Source organism: Clostridium manihotivorum (assembly GCF_004015185.1).
Taxonomy (GTDB): Bacteria; Bacillota; Clostridia; order Clostridiales; family Clostridiaceae; genus Clostridium_AR; species Clostridium_AR manihotivorum.
This window is the reverse complement of the sequence record NZ_CP025746.1, coordinates 4,008,459-4,030,678: the sequence shown is the minus strand read 5'-3', so window position 1 is coordinate 4,030,678 and position 22,220 is coordinate 4,008,459. Positions and strand designations below refer to the sequence as shown.

Here is a 22,220-nt window from a genome sequence, read left to right as displayed (position 1 = left end):
AGGAGGAATTATTATGTCATTGGAAATTAATAAAGCTCCTGGTGGTGGCACAAAGACTGAATTGGCCCGTAAACTTGGATTAGGTGCTGCGGTAGCACTTGGGGTTGGGACAACTGTAGGATCAGGTATATTCTCATCAGTAGGTGGAGTTGCAAGCGCTGCTGGTTGCGCAGCTTTTACTATACTAGCGTTTTTAATTGGTGGACTTATAAATATACCGGCAAATCTTGTTTATGCAGAATTAGCTACAGCCTATCCTGAAGATGGGGGGCAGTATGTGTACTTTAGGGAAGCAGGTTCACGACCTTTAGCATTCTTCTGTGGATGGATTAGCTTTTGGGCTACTGATCCACCATCAATATCTATAATGGCTTTAGCAATTGCAAACTATCTTGCTTTCTTCACTGGTTTTTCAGGGATTGTAGTAAAGCTTGTAGCTACAGCTTTAGTTCTTATATTCATGGCAATACACCTACGCTCAGTAGAAGGTGGTGGAAAGTTCCAAACCTTTATAACTGCCTTTAAGATACTTCCTTTTGTTCTTTTAATAGGAATTGGTTTATTTTATATGAATGGAAGCCTTATAACTGCACCAGCAGCTAAAGGAGCTCCAGTTGGAATAATGGCGTTACTGGCTGCAATTTCAGCAACTACTTGGTCCTATGATGGAATGGGTGCTGTATGCTATATGACTGGAGAGATAAAGAACCCTAAAAAGACAATGCCAAGAGCACTTATCATCACTGTTTTAATAGTTATAACCTTGTATACTGCTTTAAGTACTGCAATTACTGGATTACTTCCAATTAAAGACTTGGCAGGATCAGATGCACCAGTGGCTTTAGCAGCTTCAAAAATTCCTTTGATAGGAAGTGCTGCAGGTACCGTAACCGCTATAATGGCTATAATAGTTATAATTGGTTCTCTTTCAAGCTGCATCATGTTCCAACCTCGTATAGAATATGCAATGGCAAAGGATGGATTGTTCTTCAAGTCTTTTGCTAAGGTTCATCCAAAGTGGGAAACTCCTTATTTCTCTATTTTGATACAATGCGCTGTTGCAATAGTCTTGATATTTGCCTCTAATATAAGTAATTTGTTAGGTTATTTCACTTTGGTAGCACTTCTTAAGAACTTTTTAACCTTTGGAACAGTATTTGTTCATAGGAAAAAAGAGAGCTATAAACCACTATGGAAGATGCCAGCTTGGAGAGTAATGGCAACAATTGCTATGTTTATGACCTTTACTTTAATTTTTTCAACCTTTATGTGGGCTCCAGTACAAGGTATTGTTGCAGCAGCTGTAATCGTTGCCACAGGTCTTCCAGTATATTATTATTGGGAGAAAAAGAATAGATCCATAAAGCAAAGTTAGAAACGGTTTTTCTATATAGGGAACTAACTTCAACTGTTAATTTATACATGCTACAAAATCGCCAGAAGCTGCTATTTTATAATAAGTATAAATTAAGTATTCGTAAAGGTTCCCTATATTATAGAATCCATAACTAAACTACTAAATTATGTGTGGTCGAAAGTCCCAAGAAGCTGGGACTTTTGAATAAGTATAAATTAAGTTTATATAGGAACATTTAAAAAAGATAATAACAAAATTTAGATTTAAGATTATTATTAGGCGTAGTATTAATTATATTAAAAAGTTACCATATTGCCAATTTTTGTAGGTGTGATATCATAGTACTTGAACTGAAAATGCCACATTGTAGTTACAGATGAGCTACTTCTTCGAACAATGTATTTTTAATACTCTTATAAAATTTATAGTAAGTTTTATAAGTCTAATTTTCGTAAGAAGCAGTTCATCTATTAGAGATGTGTCACAGCGTATAAAGGCTATTTTCAAAACGTCATGTTGCAGGTGAGGTTTGAAAAATATAAGTTTATTTGTGAAGTGATATGTGTCTATAGATAAACTAGGAGGAAATTCAATGATTGAAAAGAATGGAAACCGATCTCGAGATGAGGCTATAGAAAAGATCGAGTACTATATAATTGAAAATAAATTAGCACCACATTCAAAGATACCATCTGAAAGAGATTTGTGTGATATGTGGAACTTTAATAGATCTACACTTCGTTCAGCTATTCAAAGATTGGTAGTTGAAGGAAAGTTGTATCAGAAAAAAGGATCAGGAACTTATGTAGCTAAGCCTAAGCTTATAAGAAATCTTCAAGAGTTAAGATCTCTATCTAGAGAAGTTATGGATAATGGTCAGTCTATTGAAAGTAAGGTGCTTTCAGCAGAAATAATAGAGAGCAACAAGCAAACTACAAAGAAACTACATTTGCCATTAGGCCATAGTGTTTATGCTTTAACTCGTATTCGTTACATAGATGACGATCCAGTGACTATAGAGTCTTCATTTATTGATGGTGAACGTTTTAAGGAATTAAAAATCCATGATTTTTCCAAGGAATCTCTATATGCCGTACTTGAAGAACAGTATAATATTGAGATAATGAAAGGTGAAGAAAGAGTTGGTATAGCCTATGCCACTGAATACGAGGCAGAACTTTTAAACATTGAACCTGGGCAAGCTGTATTTTACCTTACTGGAGTAGTATACGAAGAAGACGGAAGTCCTATAGAATATTTTAAGTCTATTGTAAGATCAGACAAGATAAGATTTTCTAGTATATTAACGAAAAGAGAGGATGGGTAATAATGAAATTAGCAGCAGTTGGAGATAACTGTATGGACGTATATGAAAGTTTAAATCAGGCCTATACTGGAGGAAATCCTGTAAATGTAGCAGTGTTTTTCGTTAGACTTGGCGGAGAAGCTTCCTATACAGGCGTAGTCGGGGATGATAAGTATGGTAAGATAATGATAGATGCAATAAAAAATAAATCAGTAGATACCTCACATATAAGAGTTTTGCATGGAAACACTGCAATAACAAAGGTTGAGATTGTTAATGGAGATAGAATCCTTGGGGATTACGACGAAGGGGTTTTATCACAGTTTAAGATTTCCGATGAGGATATAGACTTCTTAAGTACTCATGACATGGTGGTATCAGGACTTTGGGGTATGGTAGAAAACGATTTATGGAAGATAAAAGCTAAAGGAACTAAAATAGCCTTTGACTTTGCTACAAAGCTTGATGATCCAGTTGTGGAGAAAGCAATATATAATGTAGATTATGCATTCTTTTCCTATGATGAAGGGGATGATGATTTTATAAGAAACTATATGAAAGATATGTACTCTAAAGGGCCAAAGCTTGTTATTGTAACCCTTGGAGAAAAAGGATCTATCTGCTATAATGGCAAAGATTATATAACTCATGGTATTGTTCCTTGTGAGGTAAAGGATACTATGGGAGCTGGAGATTCCTATATAGCTGGATTTTTAAGAGGAATTTTATTAAATAAAGCTATAGAAGAGTGTATGCAAATTGGTGCAGAAAGTGCTGCTATTACGCTTCAGTATAGTGGTACTTGGAATTAGATTTTTTCATTATTTAGGAAATTATATTTTGATAAATCTATGTATAAGCATGCTCATAAATAAAGCTGTTTTAGACAAATCTTATTTCCAATGCTACTTCAGCATATTTCTAAAATTTTAGTTTTGAGGTTAGGAGGTGCTTTGTTTGAGTAAGGAAGAAATAAATTATCAATCTCCAATATATTTACAGCTTAGAGAGGTAATAAGAAATAAGATAGAAGATGGTGAATATTTACCTGGAATGGCCATACCTTCAGAAAATGACTTAGCAGAAATCTATGGTATTAATAGAATGACTGTACGAAATGGAATAGATACTCTTGTGAATGAAGGTATCTTAAAAAGGGTACAGGGCAAAGGTGTATATGTGGTAGGAAGCAAAGTGGAGAGGGATCTGGAAACTCTAGGTGGTTTCACTCAGACTATGAGAGAGAAGAATACTCAGCCATGCACTAAAGTACTAACCAAGGTTTTAAGAAAAGCTGGAGATAAGTATGGAACTATATTTGGAATAGATAAAGAAGATGAAATCTATTATATAAAACGTTTATGTTCTGCAGATGGTGAGCCGGTGTCCTTAGAGGAGATTTATATACCGAAGTATGTGGTGCCAAAGCTAGAAGGGATAGACCTTGGGGTATTTTCTATTTACGAAGTATATGAATTTTATGGTATAAAAATATCAAAAGCTTTTCAAACATTAGATCTAACTCAGCTTGAGCAAAGAGATGCTAGAATGCTTGGAATAGACACTAAGCTATCTGTAATGCTCTTTGAGTGTGTTAGCTATGATGAAAATGGAAAAGTTATTGAGTTATCTCGCAATTATACAAGGGGAGATAAGTGTAACTTTAATGTGCATTTTCACAAAGAAAGTTAGAATATATTTTTATATTTAGGCTTTGTTGATTTTAACAATATTATTAAACATAGTTTATTTAAATATGTGCCACTTAGTGAGGAAATTTACATTTTCAAATTATTCTTTCGGAAAGCAAAGGAGATTGAAGATAGATTTCTTATCGAAGTGGTGCATTTTTGTTTACTGTTGAAGGTTTATAGATATATGGTAGAATATTAAATGTATTACATTTTTGTGCAAAAAATATGCGAAATACTCTATAAACTAGATAAAGGTGGATTATTATGCAGATTAACGTATCCTTATCTTCAGCAGAGGAAATGACAAAGATATTAACTGAGTTTTCTAAGGGCGTAAATATAAGAAGAGAAGAAATAATGAATTTCTTAAACAAGGATGAAGGCTGCAGGATGCAGTTCAAGTTTTATGAGGATGAAATAGATAAAAATGACTACTTGGATATGCTTTATGCAGCAGTTAAAAAAACTAGTTATGAAACTGAAAACTTTATTCTTAAAAGAATGTATGATGCATTAAAAAACATATATAGCAACTTAGATTTATTATATAAGAAGCTTGATAATGTTAAGAATTTTGATCTTAAAGGCTTTGAACATAGGCTAGTGAGTACATTACCGCTGGGTACAAAGCTTAATCTAAATATATTTTTCTGTTTAGATGGCTACAATGGTGGAAGTATTGTTGATGACAACACTATGTGTCTTGATGTACTGTTCTGGCCTTCAAAGAAGGAACTTGAGAAAAATATAGAAGGAGTAGTTTTACATGAATTTCATCATATAGGATTTCTATATTGGTTAAAGAAAAATGTAAGAAGAAATGAGCTTGTGAAGAATAAGGACAAGATTTCTTTGGCAGTAAATCTAGTTGAAGGTATCCTTAGTGAAGGCGCAGCGGTATATTTTTTTAATAAAGAGCAGGATTTATATGAATTAGTTTTAGAAGGCTACGGAGAAGAACTAGCGAAAGGTTTTAAAGAAAGTTATCTAGAATCTTGGAATAACCTTGATGAAAAGATGGCAGACTTTAATCGTACTATGCTGCAGCTGTTAGATGGTACAGAAGATAATTACGATGCATTAAATGATGCTACAGAAAAGTATTTTTATATGACTAAAGATGAAGAGGCTCTAAATAAGGTTATAGGAAAATATATGTGTTCTGTTATAGAAGAAGTTTTTGGTAGACAAGCTTTGATAGATAGTTTTGTAAATTTGCAGAAATTTTTAAACTATATATATTGCAAATTGGTTTCTACAATCTAACACATAGCCTGTCTATTGTTTGAGTAGGAACCTTATTTATGTTACTTATAAACTTTTGAATTGCAGTTCTAACTTGTGGCAGAGATTTATAAAAGACATTGTTAATAACAGATGCCTTTAGCCATCCCCATAACCCCTCTATAAGATTCATTTCTGGACTATACGGTGGTAAAAACATCAATTCAAGCCTATCTTTAACTCTATTAAGAAATGGCTGAATCAGCTTTGCATGATGAATCTTAGCATTGTCTAATACCACAACAATTTTTCCTTTTGGATACTGCTTAAGTACGTTTTCTAAAAAGTCATTAAATATCTTAGCGTCATATCTTTCATGTTCCTCGCAATATACGTTACCAGTCTCGTAATCCAATATTCCCATAAGTTTAACACCTGCATTTTTACCGAACGTAGGAATTTTCCTTTGTTGTCCTCTTATAAACCAGCTCTTTTGAATTGCTTGATAATCTCTAATCATTGATTCATCTTCAAATAAGATGGTATCAACTAAGCCATTGAGGCATTTTTTTTAAAGCTTTAAAGTCACTTTTAAAAATTTCTTGCTTTTCTTTATCAGCTTTCGCTAAGACGTAAGTAGGTCTAGTATAACTTAAATTTAATCTATGAAGTACATATGCTATTCCTCTATGTGACATATTTATATTAAATTCTTTAATAACCCATTGCCTCACTAATTCAATAGTCCAATTCATTTTAGATTCGAAGCCTACATCTTCTGGAGTTTTTGTAGTTATAGTTTCTACAATGAGCTTCTCTTGAAGTGAATTGATTTTCTTTTGCGCTCCGCCGCCGTGGCCAATATTTAATCCATCTATTCCTTTTGATTTATAATTTTTTATATATGTAGAAACAGTATGTTCTTCTAGATTCTCCATTTCAGCTATTTTTCTATTTGTAAATCCATCAAAATGCTTAAGTAAAACAGAATATCTTTTATATAACCTTGTGTTTTTAGTCTTTTTTAAAGCTGATTTTAACTCGTTTATATCATCTTCATGCCCAGCAATCTTATTAAGAATCAAAATATCCATATTTAAAACCTCGCTATAATTTTTATTTTATATTCTAGTTTGGATATTTTAGTTATCTTATATTAATGGATGTTCTTACCTAAATATCATATCGAAATTTTCATCTTGCAACATATATATGTAGAAACAGTATGTTCTTCTAGATTCTCCATTTCAGCTATTTTTCTATTTGTAAATCCATCAAAATGCTTAAGTAAAACAGAATATCTTTTATATAACCTTGTGTTTTTAGTCTTTTTTAAAGCTGATTTTAACTCGTTTATATCATCTTCATGCCCAGCAATCTTATTAAGAATCAAAATATCCATATTTAAAACCTCGCTATAATTTTTATTTTATATTCTAGTTTGGATATTTTAGTTATCTTATATTAATGGATGTTCTTACCTAAATATCATATCGAAATTTTCATCTTGCAACATATATATTAAGATTGAATTTGCATAATTATTAAGTTTAACTTGTTCTTTACATAGGAATAAGATGTAATTAATAATCACATATTAAACTTAAATCAATAAATAGCTTCTAAAGGATAGGTGAAATAATGTATACCAAAAATTTACTAGCTTATAAACATAAAAATAATAGCTTCAAGAAACTAATTACCAAATCTGCCAACATAAAAATTATATTTTTTGCACTAATATTAATGGGATCTTTTTTTACTATTTCTTACCTAAATAAGTCCACTGTACAGGCTAAAAGAAATAATATTGTATTAGCAGACTTTAAGACTGATATAAATATGCTCAGCGAAAGTGCCAATGTCATTGAGATAGAAAGACGCTCTAGTAATAATATGCAGTTAAGTATGTTTGGAGCAGATGGAAAGCTACTTAAGGTAAGTGATGTTTCATCTGGATTATCAAATGCTTTAATAAAGCTTGGAGATGATAATGTAGATGGCATGTTGGAGGATAAAGAGCTTTCAGAATTAGGTATAATGAGGCTAAATCCTCAGCACTATAGAAAAACTCTTACACAACTTAAGTTTAATCTAAAATCTTTAGATAGAAATATAAAGAATTATGTGGTTATAACCAAGGGAAAGTATGCTGGAACTGTACTTTACAATGGTAGTATAAAGTTTCTCGATGATGATAATAAAAGGTATTTTGGATTGGAACTTTCAATTTAGAATATTGGCGTTGTTAAAGCAACTTCAACTATTAATTTATACATGCCACAAAATCCCCAGAAGCCGGGATTCTATAACAAGTATAAATTAAGTTTTCATAAAGTTTCCCTATAGCTAGAACTGTAAACTTGCTAAGTTAAAATATAAAAAATCAAATATAGGTATATATCTTAAAACTTGCCTTGTACAAGACCGTGGCAAGTTTTCTTTTATTTGTAAACAGTATATAATAGTAGTTGATTTTATTAGTTAATCTATTAGAAAAGGCAATTTTATAGAAGTTATGGAGTGATTTAGCTTATGAATAAAAGTAAAGAAAAAATAGATATAGATTTATATAAGGACTTAAGAATTGATTGCAGGAAATGCTTTGGATTCTGTTGCGTAGCATTGTATTTTTCTGCTTTTGAAGGATTTCCTTCTGATAAAGAGGCAGGAAAACCCTGTTCAAATTTGAATGAAGATTTTAGTTGCAAGATACATAAGAATCTAAGAAGCAAAGGCCTTAAGGGATGTACTTCTTATGATTGCTTTGGTGCAGGGCAGAAGGTAGCTCAGACTACCTATACAGGAAAAAGCTGGAGAGATAATCCAGAGTCAGCTAAAAAGATGTTTGATGCATTTTTAGTAATAAAGCAGCTTCATGAAATGCAGTGGTATCTTACAGATGCATTAAATAAAAGTAGTGATAAGGATATTAAACCTAGAATAAGTGCTTTGATGGACGAAACAAAAGAAATGACGATGTTAAGGGAAGATTCCTTGAGGACACTTGATTTAGAATCCCATAGAGATAGAGTGAATTTATTACTTAAAAAGACCAGTAAAGAGGTTAGGAGTACTTTGCTTAAAGGAAGAGAGAATAACTTAAAGCAAAAAAGGAGAGTCGCAGGAAGACTTGATCTTATAGGTGCTGAACTTAAGAAAACTAATCTTAGAGGAGCGGATTTAAGCGGGGCTTTGCTTATGGCAGCAGACCTTAGAAATAATGAACTTAACTGTACTGATTTAATTGGTGCAGATTTGAGAGATGCAGATCTTAGAGGCGCAGATTTAACTAATACAATATATATAACTCAAGCGCAGATAAATACAGCAAAAGGTGATTTAAGTACAAAGTTACCAGCTCATATAGTTCGTCCATCATATTGGACAGATTAAAAAACAAGCTTATCTAAATTAGATAAGCTTGTTTTTTTGCAGATACTATATAAATAATTTTGTGTTTTAAAGTGAAAAGTGAGATATTTAAATAAAAGGTATTATATAATATTCTGAAAAAAATAGTGTGGGGAAGTATTTAATTGGCTTTAGTAGAAGTTGTTTTTCTTAAAAGATACCATTTAGGAAACATTATACAAAATACAATTAATAAAGCGTCTGAAATATTAGATACAGTTGTGTTAAAAGCGTAATATGAGCTCATAGACATGTGATTTAGAAGCAAGGCTCTAATAATTGCTTGAACAACATTAAGTGCGCCCCAAGCAATAGTTAATATCTTCCAAGCTGATTGATATCTTGGATTATTTTTTATTTTGTCAGGAACATTTTTTATATAGGTTTGTTCAGCTATAACTTGAACTAAAGATCTATTGAAAAATAAAGAACCGAAGAATACTAAGGCTAGTAATGCATCTTGTATAATAGGTGCGATAAAATAAAACTTTGGATTATTGGAAATTATAGTTCCAACCAGACCAATTACAGCAAAGGTTCCTGCAAAGGCTGCTAATGCATTAATTTTACGTTCTTTTATAAAACCAGAAGCAATAACAGAAATACTCCATAAGGCTGAAAGTATAATCCCTACAAGTGTTAGCTTAGCCTTATCAAAACCTACAAAAATGATTATTGGAATTAGAGCACTTACAATAAAATCTTTATTTAATATTACTTTTATTAATGAAGGGTTTGTATTTACAGAATTAGGTGATAATTTTTCCATGATAAATCTTCCTTTCTATTAACGCCAATTTTTATTGGCATTCTCTATATAAATTTCAGATGGTATAACATTTGTATCAAGAATTTTTTGAGTTTCAGTTTTGATATAGCCTAAAGTTAATATCTCTTTACCAGCGTCTTCTAAGGCTGAAAAGTATGGTTTATAAAGTTCCGTTAATGCTTCGCTTTTATTAATACCTTGGAGCACGCCACCTTGGGAGCAGAGTATTGTACCAGCAAGGTTTCCTTTTGTTAACACCTTAAAGGTTTCAGCTAGACCAGAAAAATTATAGTTACCTGGAAAGCCAGAGTTAGAAATCAAAACAGTTTTTGTAGGAGTTGTTTTTTTAATACGTCTAGGGTGAGAGTAGCTTTTATCATTTTCAACTATTTCTCCAAGATTTAATGGTAACATACGATCCATAAAGTCTTTCATAATACCTGTTACTGTAAAGTAATAAAGTGGAGTAGCATAAACAATAACATCTGCCTCTGACACCTTTGTTAGTAATTCTTCCATGTCATCTTTTATGACGCAGCTTCCGGGAGTTTTTGTCCAGCAACAAAAACATCCTTGGCAGTGGTTAATGTTTTTATCTTTTAAATAAATGACTTCTGTATCAGCTCCTTCTGATTTGCAGCCATCAATAAATTTATCTAAAAGAACTTCAGTATTACCATATTTTCCTCTTGGACTACCGTTTATGGCTAAGATCTTCATTTTTATCCTCCAATAATTTTTATTTTAATTATATTAAGTCATTATTTATTTAATTCTCTTAAGGATTGTAAAGTTTCTTCACACCATTTTAGTCTTGCTTCTTCACCTATTCTACCATTACGTAAGGTTATCTTCCAAAGTGTGAAGGTTTTTTCATCTACCTTGTCTTTTCTGCTCATTATTAAACCTTCAATTACATCGTATTGAGCCAGTTCCTTTAGGGAAGCTTCTTTTATTTCTTCCATATTCCTTATGATATCTTCAGTTGGTAGGTTTCTAGAAAGAAAAAGTTTAAGAAGAAGCTCCGATCTAACAGGTTGATTTTCTGGAGGAAGTTTAAGCCATTCTTCTAATTCATTTCTTCCTTTTTCAGTAATAGAGTATACATTTCTTGAAGGTTTACCTTCCGTTTGCTCTACACGCTTGGTAACCAGTTCATCTTCTTCGAGTTTCTGTAATACGGGGTAGATATGGCCGTAATTCTCATTCCAAAAGAATCCTATAGAATGATCGCAGAACTTTTTTATGTCATATCCTGATCCTGAAATAATATTTAATACTCCTAACAGTGCATATTTAGTTTTATTTACCTTTGCCAAATCAATCACGCCTTTACGTTTATTATAATGTGATATATTTAAAAGCGATATATATCAATCTGATATATTAAGTATAAATCTCTGTGGTATATAATGTCAATACATTTTTGGAAAAAATTTAAATATAAACTGCTGTAAAGTTATAATGATTTTATTAGCATAAATATGCTTAGAAGCAAAGCTTATTGTTATAATAGGGAGTTAGTGGTATATTATATAGTTGTAATTAGAAAAGGATTAAGGTATATAGTATGTTAGAACTTATTTTAGATTTATTTAAAAGATTTAATGATGATGATGTACCGTCATTAAGTTCACAGTTAGCATTTAATTTGCTTCTTTCATTTTTTCCGTTTCTCATTTTCTTAATGACTATTTTAGGACGTACATCTCTAAATGGAATGGATATATTGATGATACTTAATAAAATACTTCCTGAGAATGTATTTAGCCTTATAAGAAATTCAGTATTAGAAATTATTAATAAGAAGAATAGTGGACTGATGTCTTTTAGTTTAATTGTCACTTTGTGGACTGCATCTGCTGCATTTAATTCGGTAATAAAGGGCCTAAATAAAGCTTACGATATAATAGAAACAAGATCCTTTATAATTGTAAGACTTGTTTCTATGCTTTGTACTATTGGCATGGCTTTTTTAATAGTTTTAGTTGGTTTATTACTTGTATTTGGAAGGATTATATGGAGAGAAGTGGATAAGAAGTTTGTATTTCTTCATAATCTGTCTAATGTTTGGAGTATTGGAAGATATTCTATCGTTGTTGCTTTAGGCACAGGTGTATTTACTTTACTTTATTATTTCGCACCAAGCACTAAGCTTAAATGGAAGGAAGTTATACCCGGAGCCATATTTTCCACAATTGGGATGATGGCTGTATCAAGTATTTTTGCATATTATGTAGATAACTTTGCAAACTATTCTTTAATTTATGGGAGCTTAGGGGCTATTATGTTTTTACTAACATGGCTATTTTTAGCTTCTATAATAGTTATTATGGGAGGGGAGTTTAATGCTTCAATAGCTTCTAGAAGTAATAATATAATAACTCATCGGATTAATAATATAAGATTTCATATATAAATAATTTTATATTTTGAAAAACTCCTCTAAAGCAATTTGGAGGAGTTTTTCGTATATATCAAAGTGAGATGACCTTACTGAGAGTTATCAATTACAACTGGAGAACCTGAAATTCTTACTTGGGCTTCTTCATGTTTCAATATCTCATCAATATGAACTAGTTCTTCAAACTGTTGTTTATATACGGATACATCTTCTAGTTTTACCTTATGTTTTGAGAATTCAACCCTATCTTCGCTTAGAGGAATACAGATTATGTCTTCAGGATTGGCGGCACTTTTATTATTAGAAGTATCAATAGATGTTTTTTCTATAATCAATACTTCCCGCTGAACAGGTATACTAAAAATCTTTTCTTCAGACAAAAGTTCTTTATGTATTTTTACATCACCAGTTTTTATCCATTCTTTAGCTAAGTCAAGTTGTTCTTCCTTGAGTTTTAGGGTGATATCTTGCAAGTCATTGTTCATACTTTACCTCCACATATCTCAAAAAAACACCTCTCAAACTTAAGCTAAGATTGGAGGTGTTTTTGTTTTATAGAGAACCTTTATGGAAACTTAATTTATACTTGTTATAAAATCACCGTTTCTGGCGATTTTGTGTCAGTATAAATTGTTTCCCTTACTAGTGATCAAGTTCGCTATCTACTACGTCAGGATCTCCGATTCTATTAACTCTTGCTTCTTCTCTTCTTAAAGTTTCGTCGATATGCTCAGTTTCTTCAACTGAACGTTTGTGTGCAGAAACTTCTCCTGTTACAACAGTATGTTTTCCAACATTAACTTTTTCTTCACTGACAGGAATTCTTATAGTTTCCTCATCAGATATAGGTGTATCACATACTTCATTATTTAAGGATTTTCTTTCGATTACTACTTCTTCATGAGCTACAGGAACATCCATTTCTTTATGTTCCTCCACAATTTCTTTACCAAGCTCCACTTCACCTTTTTGAACTCTATTTTTGGCTACATCAAGCTCTTCTTTACGTAGGCTAAGTTTTGCTTCGTTGGTATCTTTTTTGTTTTCATCGTTTCCAAAAATTCCTCCTAAAATCCCCATGTCAAAACACCTCCATCAATAAAGTCATTTGTTACGATAATAGCTTGTGCTTTTAAAAAACAAATATGTCTATTTAATATTGGAAAGAGAAGAAGCTATTATCATAATATAAAATAGAATTAAAGATAATATATTATCTATAATGAAGTAGCATATTTTATACTATTTTCTATTAAAATTTAAATTATACTATAAAAATAATTTAAAACTTATTAAAAATAATGACGTAATATGTTATGCTAGTATGTAGGAATAGTATTTATTGAGGTGATGTAGATGAAGTTGGTATTAACCAATGATAAGTTAATAGGTCAAGTTTTAGGAAATCCCATATATACTGAAAGCGGAACAATGTTTGTTAATAGAGGAAATAAAATAACTGACCGCGCTATAGCATTACTAAGAAAAATGGGGATAATAACGATTTATATAGAGGATGGTAATGATGATTTTAATTTGCAGGAAGTTCTTGAGGCACCTATCAAACTTAATGCAATAAAAGTTTTAAAGCAGATCTTTGAAGAAGTAAAGAAGAAGGAATATGTAGATGAGAAGAAAGTTACTGAGCTTGTTAAGGATATAATGAGCAATATGAACTTATCAGAGAATGCTGCTATGATAAGCAATTTAGTTCCCAATGATGACTTAGCAAAGTTAGCGGTACATTCTTTAGACGTAACTGTTTTAACCTTGATGGTTGGAATTAAAAAAAGATATGATGAAAAGAAGCTAGCAAAGTTAGGAGCAGCGGCATTGCTTCATGAGATAGGAAAACTTTTTACAAATGATAAAGACCATGTAAAGAAGGCGCAAGAAATAATAAAAAGAAATCCTTCATTTATGTCTACCACATATATGGCAGTATTTTATATGTTTGAGAGAGAGGATGGCTCAGGATTATTTGGGGTATCAGGAGATAAAGTTCATGAGTTTGCAAAGATTCTTGGTATATGTGATGAATACATAAATGATATAAGTGGAACAGAGGCGATGATTCCTCACGAAGCTATAGAAAAAATAACAGCTGATGCAATAAGTAAATTTGATAAGCAGATCTATAAAGATTTTGTTGAGTCTGTTTATTGTTATCCTAATGGATTGCAGGTAAAGTTAAATAATGGACTTAAAGCAGTTGTAGTAATGCAGAATAAGGGCTCTACAACTAGACCTATTTTAGCAGCAGAGGTTAATGGCAACTACAAATTTATTAATTTGCTTGATGGGGAGAATTTAACTCTTTTTATTGAAGAAGTAATAATGTAATATAATTTTAAAAGATATAAGAGGCTTACATAGATTATCTACTATTTTCCATGATATTGTTTGATAGTTAATTGAATCTTTGGTATTATTTATGTTATAAGATTTAATTGGGAGATGATAATATGAGATTTGAATTAGAACTGTGTGAGAAGCTGAGAGTACTCTGTGCAAAGTCTGTAAGTATGGCATATGGCGACAAATTGTGCAGAGGTTAATATATTAGGTCGCCTTTACTTAAAAGTCATACTTGTATAGGCTTTGCCTCCTTGATTTTTAATATAAGTTTAAGGAGCTGAGCTTTATGAGGTATGTAAAGGCTGAAACAATTTTACCAGAGAATTTATTAAAAGAAATTCAAAAGTATGTACAAGGAGAATATATATATATTCCCACAGAAAATATGTTTAGGAAAAGATGGGGAGAAAAATCAGGTGCCAGACATCAGATAAATGAAAGAAATGTTGAAATACGAGATAAGTATAAAGCAGGTCATTCTGTTTCTGAGCTGGCAGAGGAATTTTTTCTATCTATAGATAGTATTAAAAAGATCATATATAGAAAAAGTTAAGTGGACAAGAGTTGCTTCCTTAAGATAGAGAGGCAACTCTTAATTAATTAAAGTTTAAAGGGAGGACACTTTATGCCAACTATAGGTATAGATTTAGGTACCACTAATAGTCTTGTTGCTTATTGGACTGAAGACGGTCCAAGGATAATACCAAATATTCACGGGTCTAACCTAACACCGTCAGTGGTTAGTGTAGATGATAATGGAGAGATAATTGTAGGTGAAGTTGCTAAAGAGCGTCTTATCACTCATCCTAATTTGACAGCTTCAGTTTTTAAGAGATATATGGGAACAGAAAAATTATATAGGATAGGAAAATACTCTTTTACACCAGAAGAACTATCATCTTTTGTTCTTAAAGCATTAAAAGCAGATGCTGAAGCTTTTTTTGGACAAGAGGTAGAAGAGGCTGTAATTAGTGTGCCAGCGTATTTTAATGATACTCAGAGAAAAGCTACAAAGCGTGCAGCTGAAATTGCTGGCTTAAAAGTGGAGCGTTTGATAAGTGAGCCTACAGCAGCAGCTATAGCTTATGGACTTCATCAAGAAGAAACAGAGACTCAGTTTATGGTTTTTGACTTAGGGGGTGGAACATTCGATGTATCTATTCTTGAGTTATTTGAAGAGGTTATGGAGGTAAGGTCAATTGCTGGAGATAACTTCCTTGGAGGAGAAGACTTTACCAATCTTTTTGTATCTTATTTTTTAGAAAGCGAAGGAATTGATATAAAATCTCTAACTTCTAAAGAAGCCTCTGCAATTTATAAACAAGGGGAGATGTGTAAGCGTTCCATAGGTGAGAGTGGTACTGGAAAGATGAGCTTTAACTATAACGGCAGAGTTTTAGAAAAGAGTTTAGATAAAAATGAGTTTGAAAAACTAGCTGGTCAACTTATTTTGAGATTACGTCATCCAATAGAACGTGCATTAAGAGACGCATCTCTTAAACCTAGTGATTTAGATGCTGTAATTCTTATTGGTGGAGCTACAAGAATGCCGCTTGTAAAATCAGTAGTAAGCAGAATGTTTGGAAAACTACCTTATTCAAATATAAATCCAGATGAAGCGGTTGCTCTTGGTGCTGCCATACAGGTAGCGTTAAAAGAAAGAAATGAAATGCTCAGTGAGGTAATACTTACAGATGTATGCCCTTATACTTTAGGAGTAGAAATAGCCAAGAGGGTTGATAAGGGACATTATGAGTCAGGTTATTTTCTACCAATAATAGAAAGGAATACTCCTATTCCTGTAAGTAGAGTTGAGCGCCTTTCTACAATAAGTGATAACCAGACTACAGTAAATTTAGCTATATATCAAGGCGAAAACCGTAAGGTTGAAGAAAATATACGACTAGGTGAACTTAATGTTATGGTTCCACCAGGTCCAGCAGGTAAGGAACAATTGGACATACGCTACACCTATGATATAAACGGTATATTAGAAGTTGAGGTCACTCTAGTAAGTACTGGAGAAAAGAATAGAGTTGTAATTGAAAAAAATCAAGGAAGTATGACTAGTGAAGAAGTTGAAAAGAGATTAAATGAGCTGAAGGATATTAAGATTCACCCTAGAGACAAAATGGAAAATAAACTCTTGCTTGCAAAAGGGGAACGCTTATATCAAGAAGCTTTAGGAGATAGAAGGGAGTACATAGGACATTTACTAGAAAAGTTTGAAAGTATCCTTTCTCGTCAGAATGAAAGGGAGATAAAAAGTGCAGCTAAAGAGTTACAAGAGCAATTAGAACAACTTGAGGGGTGGACTGATTATTAATGAATAGTTGGGAAATTCTAGAGATAGAACCAACTGAGGAACTTTCAGTTATAAAAAAGGCTTATGCTAAGAAGTTAAAGGTATATCACCCAGAGGATGATCCAGAAGGCTTTCAGAAACTGAGAGAAGCCTATGATAATGCATTAAAGTATGCAAAGAAAAGTAAATCCAGTATTAGTGAAAGTACAAAGGTTCTTTCAGAAGAAAGTATTAGTTCTCAGCAAAAAGTATTTAATCAACCTGATATTAAGGAAGCTGATCACTACAAAGAAGAAGTGTATAATTATAATATCCCACATACTCGTATTGTAGATGATTATGTTGAGGAACAGATAGACTATTATGAGCTTATAGATGAATTCTTTGAAAGTGCAGAGAGTTTATATAATGACTTTTACAAACGTATTGATACTAAGAATTGGCAAGAGCTTTTGAACCATGATATTATGTGGCAGCTAAACTATAAAGAGCAATTAAGCAGAAATATGATAGAATTTTTGTTTAATCATCGTTACTTGCCTAGAGATGTATGGAGGCTACTTAATGAGACTTTTAATTGGAGTGAGATGGAAGAATATCTTGCTTACTACTATCCAAAAGGTTTCATAAACTATTTTTATAGACAATTAGGCAGTGAAAGAATACCAGGTTATAAATATTTTAGAAAAGTTGAGAAATTTGATTTTGAGAAATATCTTGAATTAAGAGAAAGAGCCTTCGCTAACTTATTAAACGGAGCTTTGGAAGAAGCAAAGGAAAATATTTTTCAAGCATATGAGCTTTATGACAAAGATCCATACTTAAAAACTCTTGAAGGTGAATATTATATAAAAAATAAGAAAAACCTCACTGCTAAGATAAAATTTAATGAAGCAGTTAAACTAACTCCAAAGGATATTGAAATACATTATTTTCAAGCAGAAACTATGTTTGATAATAAAAGATATAAGGAAGCTTTAAAAATTTGTAGCTACATAGAGGATTATTTTAAAACAACCATAGAAGTAAAGATGCTTATAGGAAAATGTAATTTGTATAGAGGTAAACTTATTAAAGCTGCACAGATGTTTAGATTGATTTTAGAATATAAGCCTCTAAATACTATGTCAAGAAAGTATCTTGCTAAAACAGCAGAACTAATGAGGGCATCTATATATAGAAAACCTCCTAGTATTCTGCTTAGATTGGAGATAAAGAAAATATATAGGCTACTTGGAGAAGAACAGAAGATAAAAGATTTACGATTCACCTTAATGGATTGTTTCAGGTTGATTAAGAGGCTATTTTATCTTTTTATTTTTTTAGTAATTGCTTTGCTTGTGCTTCAGGCATTGCTCAATGGTGAATTTGGGGCAATTGGTGTTGTTATTGTAGTGAGAATAATCTATTCAGCTAATAAGAGAAGAAGATATAAATAGTTTTTGATATAGATTATTTAGACAGTAAAAAGCAACTAACCTAGGTTAGTTGCTTTTTACTGCTTATCTACCAGTGGACATCAGATATCCTTTTATTAAAGTAAGAGATTACCTGAGAACTTACTCGGCTTGAATAGTTCAATCCTTTACTTTTACAGAGGTCTTCTGAGTCTTGCTTAAAGGTGACAAGAGCAGCTTTTATAGTTTTTTCTAAATCTTTTAAATCAGCTTTAGATAAGTACAGTTTAAGATGTTCTCGTTTGTCCATAGGTATGCAGTGATTTACTTTAGTCTCCCAAGAACCGTAATCTAAGGAGTCATATTGGAAAAGAAGTAAGTCTACATGGCTATGAAAAAGTATATCTATATTCTTAAGCAACTTAAAGATGTCATTTCTTTTGAAGTACTTTATCAACATTTCAGCATGAAACCAATAGATTCTTATCCATAAATTAATACCCCTTTAATAAAAATAGATTTATTATTCCTTAGGAATATAGATAAAGTAAAACTATACCAGTTTTTATATTTATAGTATAATTATAGTGCGTTATATAATAAAAGAATAGCTCTACAGCTATATTTATGAAATTAGAAAACTTAAGGAGTAAAGATGAAAGAAGATATAAATATTTTAGTAGTAGAAGATGATAACAGCATAAATAATCTTATTGCGAAAGTAATGCGGAAAAATCATTATAATGTAGTACAAGCTTACTCTGGTACAGAAGCATTATTATATATTGATAGAGAAAAATTTCAAATGATTATACTAGATTTAATGCTACCAGGGCTAAGTGGAGAAGAGCTGATAGAGAAGATAAGAGAAAATGAAACCATGCCTATAATTATAGTTTCAGCCAAGATAGACAAAGAGTCTAAGCTTAAGTTATTTAAACTTGGAGCAGATGATTATATCACTAAGCCTTTTGATGTAGAAGAACTGTCGGTAAGGGTTGAGGCAAACCTTAGAAGATATATTAGTTTTAGCAGCAGTGAAAAATCTAATGATAGGCTTGTGTTTAAGGATATAATTTTAGACAGAGACACAAAAGAGGTAGAGGTTAATGGAAAAAACATTATATTGACTGCTAGGGAGTTTAATATATTAGAATTGCTTTTAACTCATCCTAAGAAGGTGTTTAGTAAAGCTAATATCTTTGAAAGTGTTTGGGAAGATGAGTATTTATGTGATGATAATACTATAAATGTACATATGAGTAATTTGAGAAATAAATTACAGAAGGCAAATCCAAGTGAGGAATATATTGAGACCATATGGGGAATGGGATATAAACTTAAAGGAGTAACTTAAGATTTTCTTAAGGATTCCTTTAAGTTTTTTTATATTTTGCTTTATAAAATAATCTCATAAGGTCTACTAAGGCTTTACAGATTATATAGATATGCTTCATAAATTTGAAGTGAACAAAAAAAGCAGAAGCGGACCTATAGATGTACTGCTTAGTAATAAAGTTTATGTTTTCAAATTCTCCTCTTAGAAAACAGAGGAGCTCTGAAAATAGATTTCGGATTGAAGTAGTACAGCATTAATAAAAAAACTTGGAGGAATCAACCATGAATGAGATTTTAAAAATACAAAAAGTAAGCAAATGTTATGGAAAGCAGAAGGTTTTAGAGGATGTTAGTCTATCTTTAGAGCCAGGTGAGATATTAGGACTTGTAGGCCCCAACGGAGCTGGCAAGACTACTCTTATGAAAATAATAACTGGTCTTATAAGAAGATATGATGGAGAGGTATTCATAAAAGAGGAAAATATAAAAAGTTCCAAGGCAAGCAATACTAAAAAGGTAGGGTGTGTTATTGAAACCCCAGGCTTTTATCCTAACCTTACAGGTTATGAAAACCTATTGTTCTTTGCTGAAATATCTGGAATGAAGGATAAGAAGGACATAGATGAAATAGTTAGAAATGTAGGCATTGAGAGTTATATCCATAAAAAAGTAAAGCAGTATTCTTTAGGTATGAAGCAGAGACTTGGAGTTGCACAAGCAGTGTTGTCTTATCCACCGGTGTTAATATTAGATGAGCCTACTAACGGCTTAGATCCTGCAATAGTTCCAGAGTTTAGACGGTTCATAAAGCAAATTGCAAAGGAGAAAAATACTGCTGTTCTAATATCTAGTCATATACTTTCAGAAATAGAGCTTATGTGTGACAAGGTAGCTTTTATTCAAAATGGGAAAATAATTAGGCTTGAAAGCATGAAGAATGAAGACAGCATGAGAGCCAAGGTAGCTTTTAAAACTAGCAAGATAGAGAAGTTGGAAAATTTCTTTAAAGAAATAAATATGAGCTATGTAGTAATATCAGACAGTGAGCTTAGGGTTGAAATGGATAAAACTAGTATAGAAGATTTAGTCCTAAAAATAAGTAAAGCTGACATACCACTTAGGAGCATAAACGAAGTGAGAGAGAGCTTAGAACAAAAATACTTGAATACAATGAGAGGTGAGTAAAATGGACAGACTACTTAAGATATCTTATTTAAATGCTAAAAATCTTTGTAAATCAAAGGAATTTATTATAGGACTGTTTGCTTCCTTTGCCTATTCAATGTTATGGGTTCTTGTGGTTCATCCTCCTAAATATGATCTTTATGGCTATAGCTTTGAATTTGGAAGAGTGTTTTTTTTAATAGTGCTATATATGACTGTTTCAGTATTGAGAGATGATATTAGGTTTAACACCACTAAGACGATTTTTACAGGAATATTTAATCGAGTAGAAATCATGTTTTCTAAAGCAATATCTTTATTGATACTTGGAGTAGTATTTTATGTAGTAGCTGAAATAAATAATATCTTAGCAGCCTTGCTTTTATATTCAAGAATCGGGATAAGTGGATTTCTTTCCTTTGCTCATTGGCAATTATTAATAATTTATGTGATTACTGCTTTTACAATGGGAAGCCTTATGCTTTTGATAGCAGCATTTAGCTTTAGTGACAGTAAGTCTGTGCTATTTTATATAGTATTTATAGCTATGATCAATTTCTATACAGCAGGTGTAACAATGCTGCTTCATAGACAACCAGCCTTAAAAGAAAAGTTATGGGGCTATATGATTACACCGTTTTATAATGTAGTTTTGTTGAATCAAGGTTACTTTAATATTAAGTCAGTATATATTAATTTACTTTGGGCTATTGGCTTCATATTGGTTTCTATGATTGTAGTTAGTAGAAGAGAGATTAAATAGAGAGGAATGGAAGAAGTTATGGAAAGAGTTTTGAGTTATAGCATACTTGAGATAAAGAAAAAGAAGTTTATGAGAGACTTATTTACTTCATTGATTGCTTTTACAGCATATGCGGTTTTAGTATATTTGGTCTCGTTTAATTTAGCGAAAACTGGAGATTTACAAGATATACCACGAAATTTCCTTATGCTTATCCCATATCTTATTTTAGTATTGAGCAGCTATTCCTTAAATCAAGAATTTTCAAATCATACAGATAAGGTGATTTTTACAGGTGTATTTACCAGAAGTGAAGTATTAGCTTCTAAGCTATTAAGTTTAATTTTTACTTCATTGATAAGCTTCCTTTTTTATGAAGTTCTTGAAGTAATAACAGGCAGCTTTGAAGTTAAGCTTATAATACCACACTTATTGACCTTTATAATTTACTCCTTTGTTATAAGCTCCTTTATACTTATGGTATCAACTATGACTTCTAATTTTATTGTCACTGGTGTAATTGGTTATGTATTATATTTTGATTTAATACTTGCACTTTTCTCTAATGCGTTGGAATCCACTAATAGTGAACTTATGAGAAAGGTAATCCCTGAACTACCTTTCTATATAGCTAATACTGGCTTTGTTAGAGGAAGCTACAGTTTACATCAGGGCTTAGTAATGCTTATGTGGGGATTGTTATTTTTTGTCATAAGTTGTGTTATAATTAATAAAAAAGCTATATAAA

At 31.8% G+C, this 22,220-nt stretch carries 24 protein-coding genes; 16 read left to right on the top strand and 8 right to left on the bottom strand.

Features of this window, described 5'->3' with window-relative positions; genetic code table 11:
• Positions 1–13 precede the first annotated feature (13 nt).
• From C1I91_RS18250 to C1I91_RS18230, 5 genes are all read left to right on the top strand, one after another.
• Positions 14–1,375 (top strand): amino acid permease, encoded by a 1,362-nt coding sequence (locus C1I91_RS18250; protein WP_128214160.1) that lies wholly within the window; start codon positions 14–16, stop codon positions 1,373–1,375.
• 574 nt (positions 1,376–1,949) lie between these two features.
• Positions 1,950–2,684, top strand: coding sequence for a GntR family transcriptional regulator (locus C1I91_RS18245; protein WP_128214159.1), 735 nt, complete (start codon positions 1,950–1,952; stop codon positions 2,682–2,684).
• A 2-nt stretch (positions 2,685–2,686) separates the two neighbouring features.
• Positions 2,687–3,475, top strand: a complete 789-nt coding sequence (gene frlD / locus C1I91_RS18240) for a fructoselysine 6-kinase (RefSeq protein ID WP_128214158.1) — start codon at positions 2,687–2,689, stop codon at positions 3,473–3,475.
• A gap of 145 nt (positions 3,476–3,620) precedes the next feature.
• Positions 3,621–4,355, top strand: a complete 735-nt coding sequence (locus tag C1I91_RS18235; protein WP_128214157.1) for a GntR family transcriptional regulator — start codon at positions 3,621–3,623, stop codon at positions 4,353–4,355.
• 266 nt (positions 4,356–4,621) lie between these two features.
• Positions 4,622–5,623 carry a DUF5700 domain-containing putative Zn-dependent protease gene (locus tag C1I91_RS18230; RefSeq protein WP_128214156.1) on the top strand — a complete coding sequence of 334 codons (1,002 nt, stop codon included), beginning with the start codon at positions 4,622–4,624 and terminating at the stop codon, positions 5,621–5,623.
• On the opposite strand, the gene C1I91_RS18225 is transcribed toward C1I91_RS18230, so the two are convergent.
• A protein-coding gene (locus C1I91_RS18225) for an IS630 family transposase (protein WP_420808429.1) occupies positions 5,613–6,675 on the bottom strand; the annotation gives its coding sequence in 2 pieces (ribosomal slippage) (positions 5,613–6,143 and positions 6,145–6,675; 1,062 coding nt in all). The genes C1I91_RS18230 and C1I91_RS18225 overlap by 11 nt on opposite strands.
• 86 nt (positions 6,676–6,761) lie before the next feature.
• Entirely contained in the window at positions 6,762–6,983 is a 222-nt protein-coding gene (locus tag C1I91_RS18220) for a hypothetical protein (RefSeq protein ID WP_128214155.1), read from the bottom strand.
• Positions 6,984–7,222: 239 nt separating this feature from the next.
• On the opposite strand from C1I91_RS18220, the gene C1I91_RS18215 reads away from it, so the two are divergent.
• Together C1I91_RS18215 and C1I91_RS18210 are read left to right on the top strand one after the other, a co-directional pair.
• Positions 7,223–7,816, top strand: coding sequence for a hypothetical protein (locus C1I91_RS18215; protein WP_164880579.1), 594 nt, complete (start codon positions 7,223–7,225; stop codon positions 7,814–7,816).
• Positions 7,817–8,116: 300 nt separating this feature from the next.
• A complete protein-coding gene (locus tag C1I91_RS18210; protein WP_128214153.1) occupies positions 8,117–8,977 on the top strand; it encodes a pentapeptide repeat-containing protein in 861 nt (286 codons plus the stop codon).
• Positions 8,978–9,116: 139 nt separating this feature from the next.
• On the opposite strand, the gene C1I91_RS18205 is transcribed toward C1I91_RS18210, so the two are convergent.
• Genes C1I91_RS18205 through C1I91_RS18195 form a run of 3 tightly spaced genes read right to left on the bottom strand, consistent with a single transcriptional unit; the run spans position 9,117 to position 11,083 of the window.
• Positions 9,117–9,764, bottom strand: a complete 648-nt coding sequence (locus C1I91_RS18205) for a VC0807 family protein (protein ID WP_128214152.1) — start codon at positions 9,762–9,764, stop codon at positions 9,117–9,119.
• 18 nt (positions 9,765–9,782) lie between these two features.
• Positions 9,783–10,484, bottom strand: a complete 702-nt coding sequence (locus tag C1I91_RS18200; RefSeq protein WP_128214151.1) for a flavodoxin family protein — start codon at positions 10,482–10,484, stop codon at positions 9,783–9,785.
• Between the two features lie 41 nt (positions 10,485–10,525).
• Positions 10,526–11,083: a PadR family transcriptional regulator gene (locus C1I91_RS18195; protein WP_128214150.1), complete on the bottom strand. Its 558-nt coding sequence runs from the start codon at positions 11,081–11,083 to the stop codon at positions 10,526–10,528.
• A 251-nt stretch (positions 11,084–11,334) separates the two neighbouring features.
• On the opposite strand from C1I91_RS18195, the gene C1I91_RS18190 reads away from it, so the two are divergent.
• Positions 11,335–12,183 carry a YihY/virulence factor BrkB family protein gene (locus C1I91_RS18190; RefSeq protein WP_128214149.1) on the top strand — a complete coding sequence of 283 codons (849 nt, stop codon included), beginning with the start codon at positions 11,335–11,337 and terminating at the stop codon, positions 12,181–12,183.
• A 74-nt stretch (positions 12,184–12,257) separates the two neighbouring features.
• Here the strand turns inward: C1I91_RS18190 and C1I91_RS18185 are convergent, their stop codons facing one another.
• Both C1I91_RS18185 and C1I91_RS18180 read right to left on the bottom strand, forming a co-directional pair.
• Positions 12,258–12,653 carry a YsnF/AvaK domain-containing protein gene (locus tag C1I91_RS18185; protein WP_128214148.1) on the bottom strand — a complete coding sequence of 132 codons (396 nt, stop codon included), beginning with the start codon at positions 12,651–12,653 and terminating at the stop codon, positions 12,258–12,260.
• A gap of 157 nt (positions 12,654–12,810) precedes the next feature.
• Positions 12,811–13,248 carry a YsnF/AvaK domain-containing protein gene (locus C1I91_RS18180; RefSeq protein ID WP_128214147.1) on the bottom strand — a complete coding sequence of 146 codons (438 nt, stop codon included), beginning with the start codon at positions 13,246–13,248 and terminating at the stop codon, positions 12,811–12,813.
• Between the two features lie 276 nt (positions 13,249–13,524).
• Between C1I91_RS18180 and C1I91_RS18175 the strand changes: the two genes are divergently transcribed.
• The 4 genes from C1I91_RS18175 (at position 13,525) to C1I91_RS18160 (ending at position 18,270) form a co-directional block, all read left to right on the top strand.
• A complete protein-coding gene (locus tag C1I91_RS18175; RefSeq protein ID WP_128214146.1) occupies positions 13,525–14,511 on the top strand; it encodes an HD-GYP domain-containing protein in 987 nt (328 codons plus the stop codon).
• A gap of 301 nt (positions 14,512–14,812) precedes the next feature.
• Positions 14,813–15,079, top strand: a complete 267-nt coding sequence (locus tag C1I91_RS18170; protein WP_128214145.1) for a CD3324 family protein — start codon at positions 14,813–14,815, stop codon at positions 15,077–15,079.
• 72 nt (positions 15,080–15,151) lie between these two features.
• A complete protein-coding gene (locus C1I91_RS18165; protein WP_128214144.1) occupies positions 15,152–16,852 on the top strand; it encodes a molecular chaperone HscC in 1,701 nt (566 codons plus the stop codon).
• A complete protein-coding gene (locus C1I91_RS18160) occupies positions 16,852–18,270 on the top strand; it encodes a J domain-containing protein (protein WP_128214143.1) in 1,419 nt (472 codons plus the stop codon). The genes C1I91_RS18165 and C1I91_RS18160 overlap by 1 nt, the downstream gene beginning before the upstream one ends.
• A gap of 67 nt (positions 18,271–18,337) precedes the next feature.
• Here C1I91_RS18160 and C1I91_RS18155 read toward each other — a convergent pair whose 3' ends face one another.
• Entirely contained in the window at positions 18,338–18,688 is a 351-nt protein-coding gene (locus C1I91_RS18155; protein WP_128214142.1) for a hypothetical protein, read from the bottom strand.
• Between the two features lie 195 nt (positions 18,689–18,883).
• On the opposite strand from C1I91_RS18155, the gene C1I91_RS18150 reads away from it, so the two are divergent.
• From C1I91_RS18150 to C1I91_RS18135, 4 genes are all read left to right on the top strand, one after another.
• The gene (locus C1I91_RS18150; protein ID WP_128214141.1) at positions 18,884–19,585 is read left to right on the top strand and encodes a response regulator transcription factor; all 702 of its coding nucleotides are present in this window, start codon (positions 18,884–18,886) and stop codon (positions 19,583–19,585) included.
• 263 nt (positions 19,586–19,848) lie between these two features.
• Entirely contained in the window at positions 19,849–20,751 is a 903-nt protein-coding gene (locus C1I91_RS18145; protein ID WP_128214140.1) for an ABC transporter ATP-binding protein, read from the top strand.
• A gap of 1 nt (position 20,752) precedes the next feature.
• Positions 20,753–21,493, top strand: a complete 741-nt coding sequence (locus C1I91_RS18140) for a hypothetical protein (RefSeq protein WP_128214139.1) — start codon at positions 20,753–20,755, stop codon at positions 21,491–21,493.
• A gap of 18 nt (positions 21,494–21,511) precedes the next feature.
• A complete protein-coding gene (locus C1I91_RS18135; protein WP_128214138.1) occupies positions 21,512–22,219 on the top strand; it encodes an ABC transporter permease in 708 nt (235 codons plus the stop codon).
• The last annotated feature ends 1 nt before the right edge of the window (position 22,220 follow it).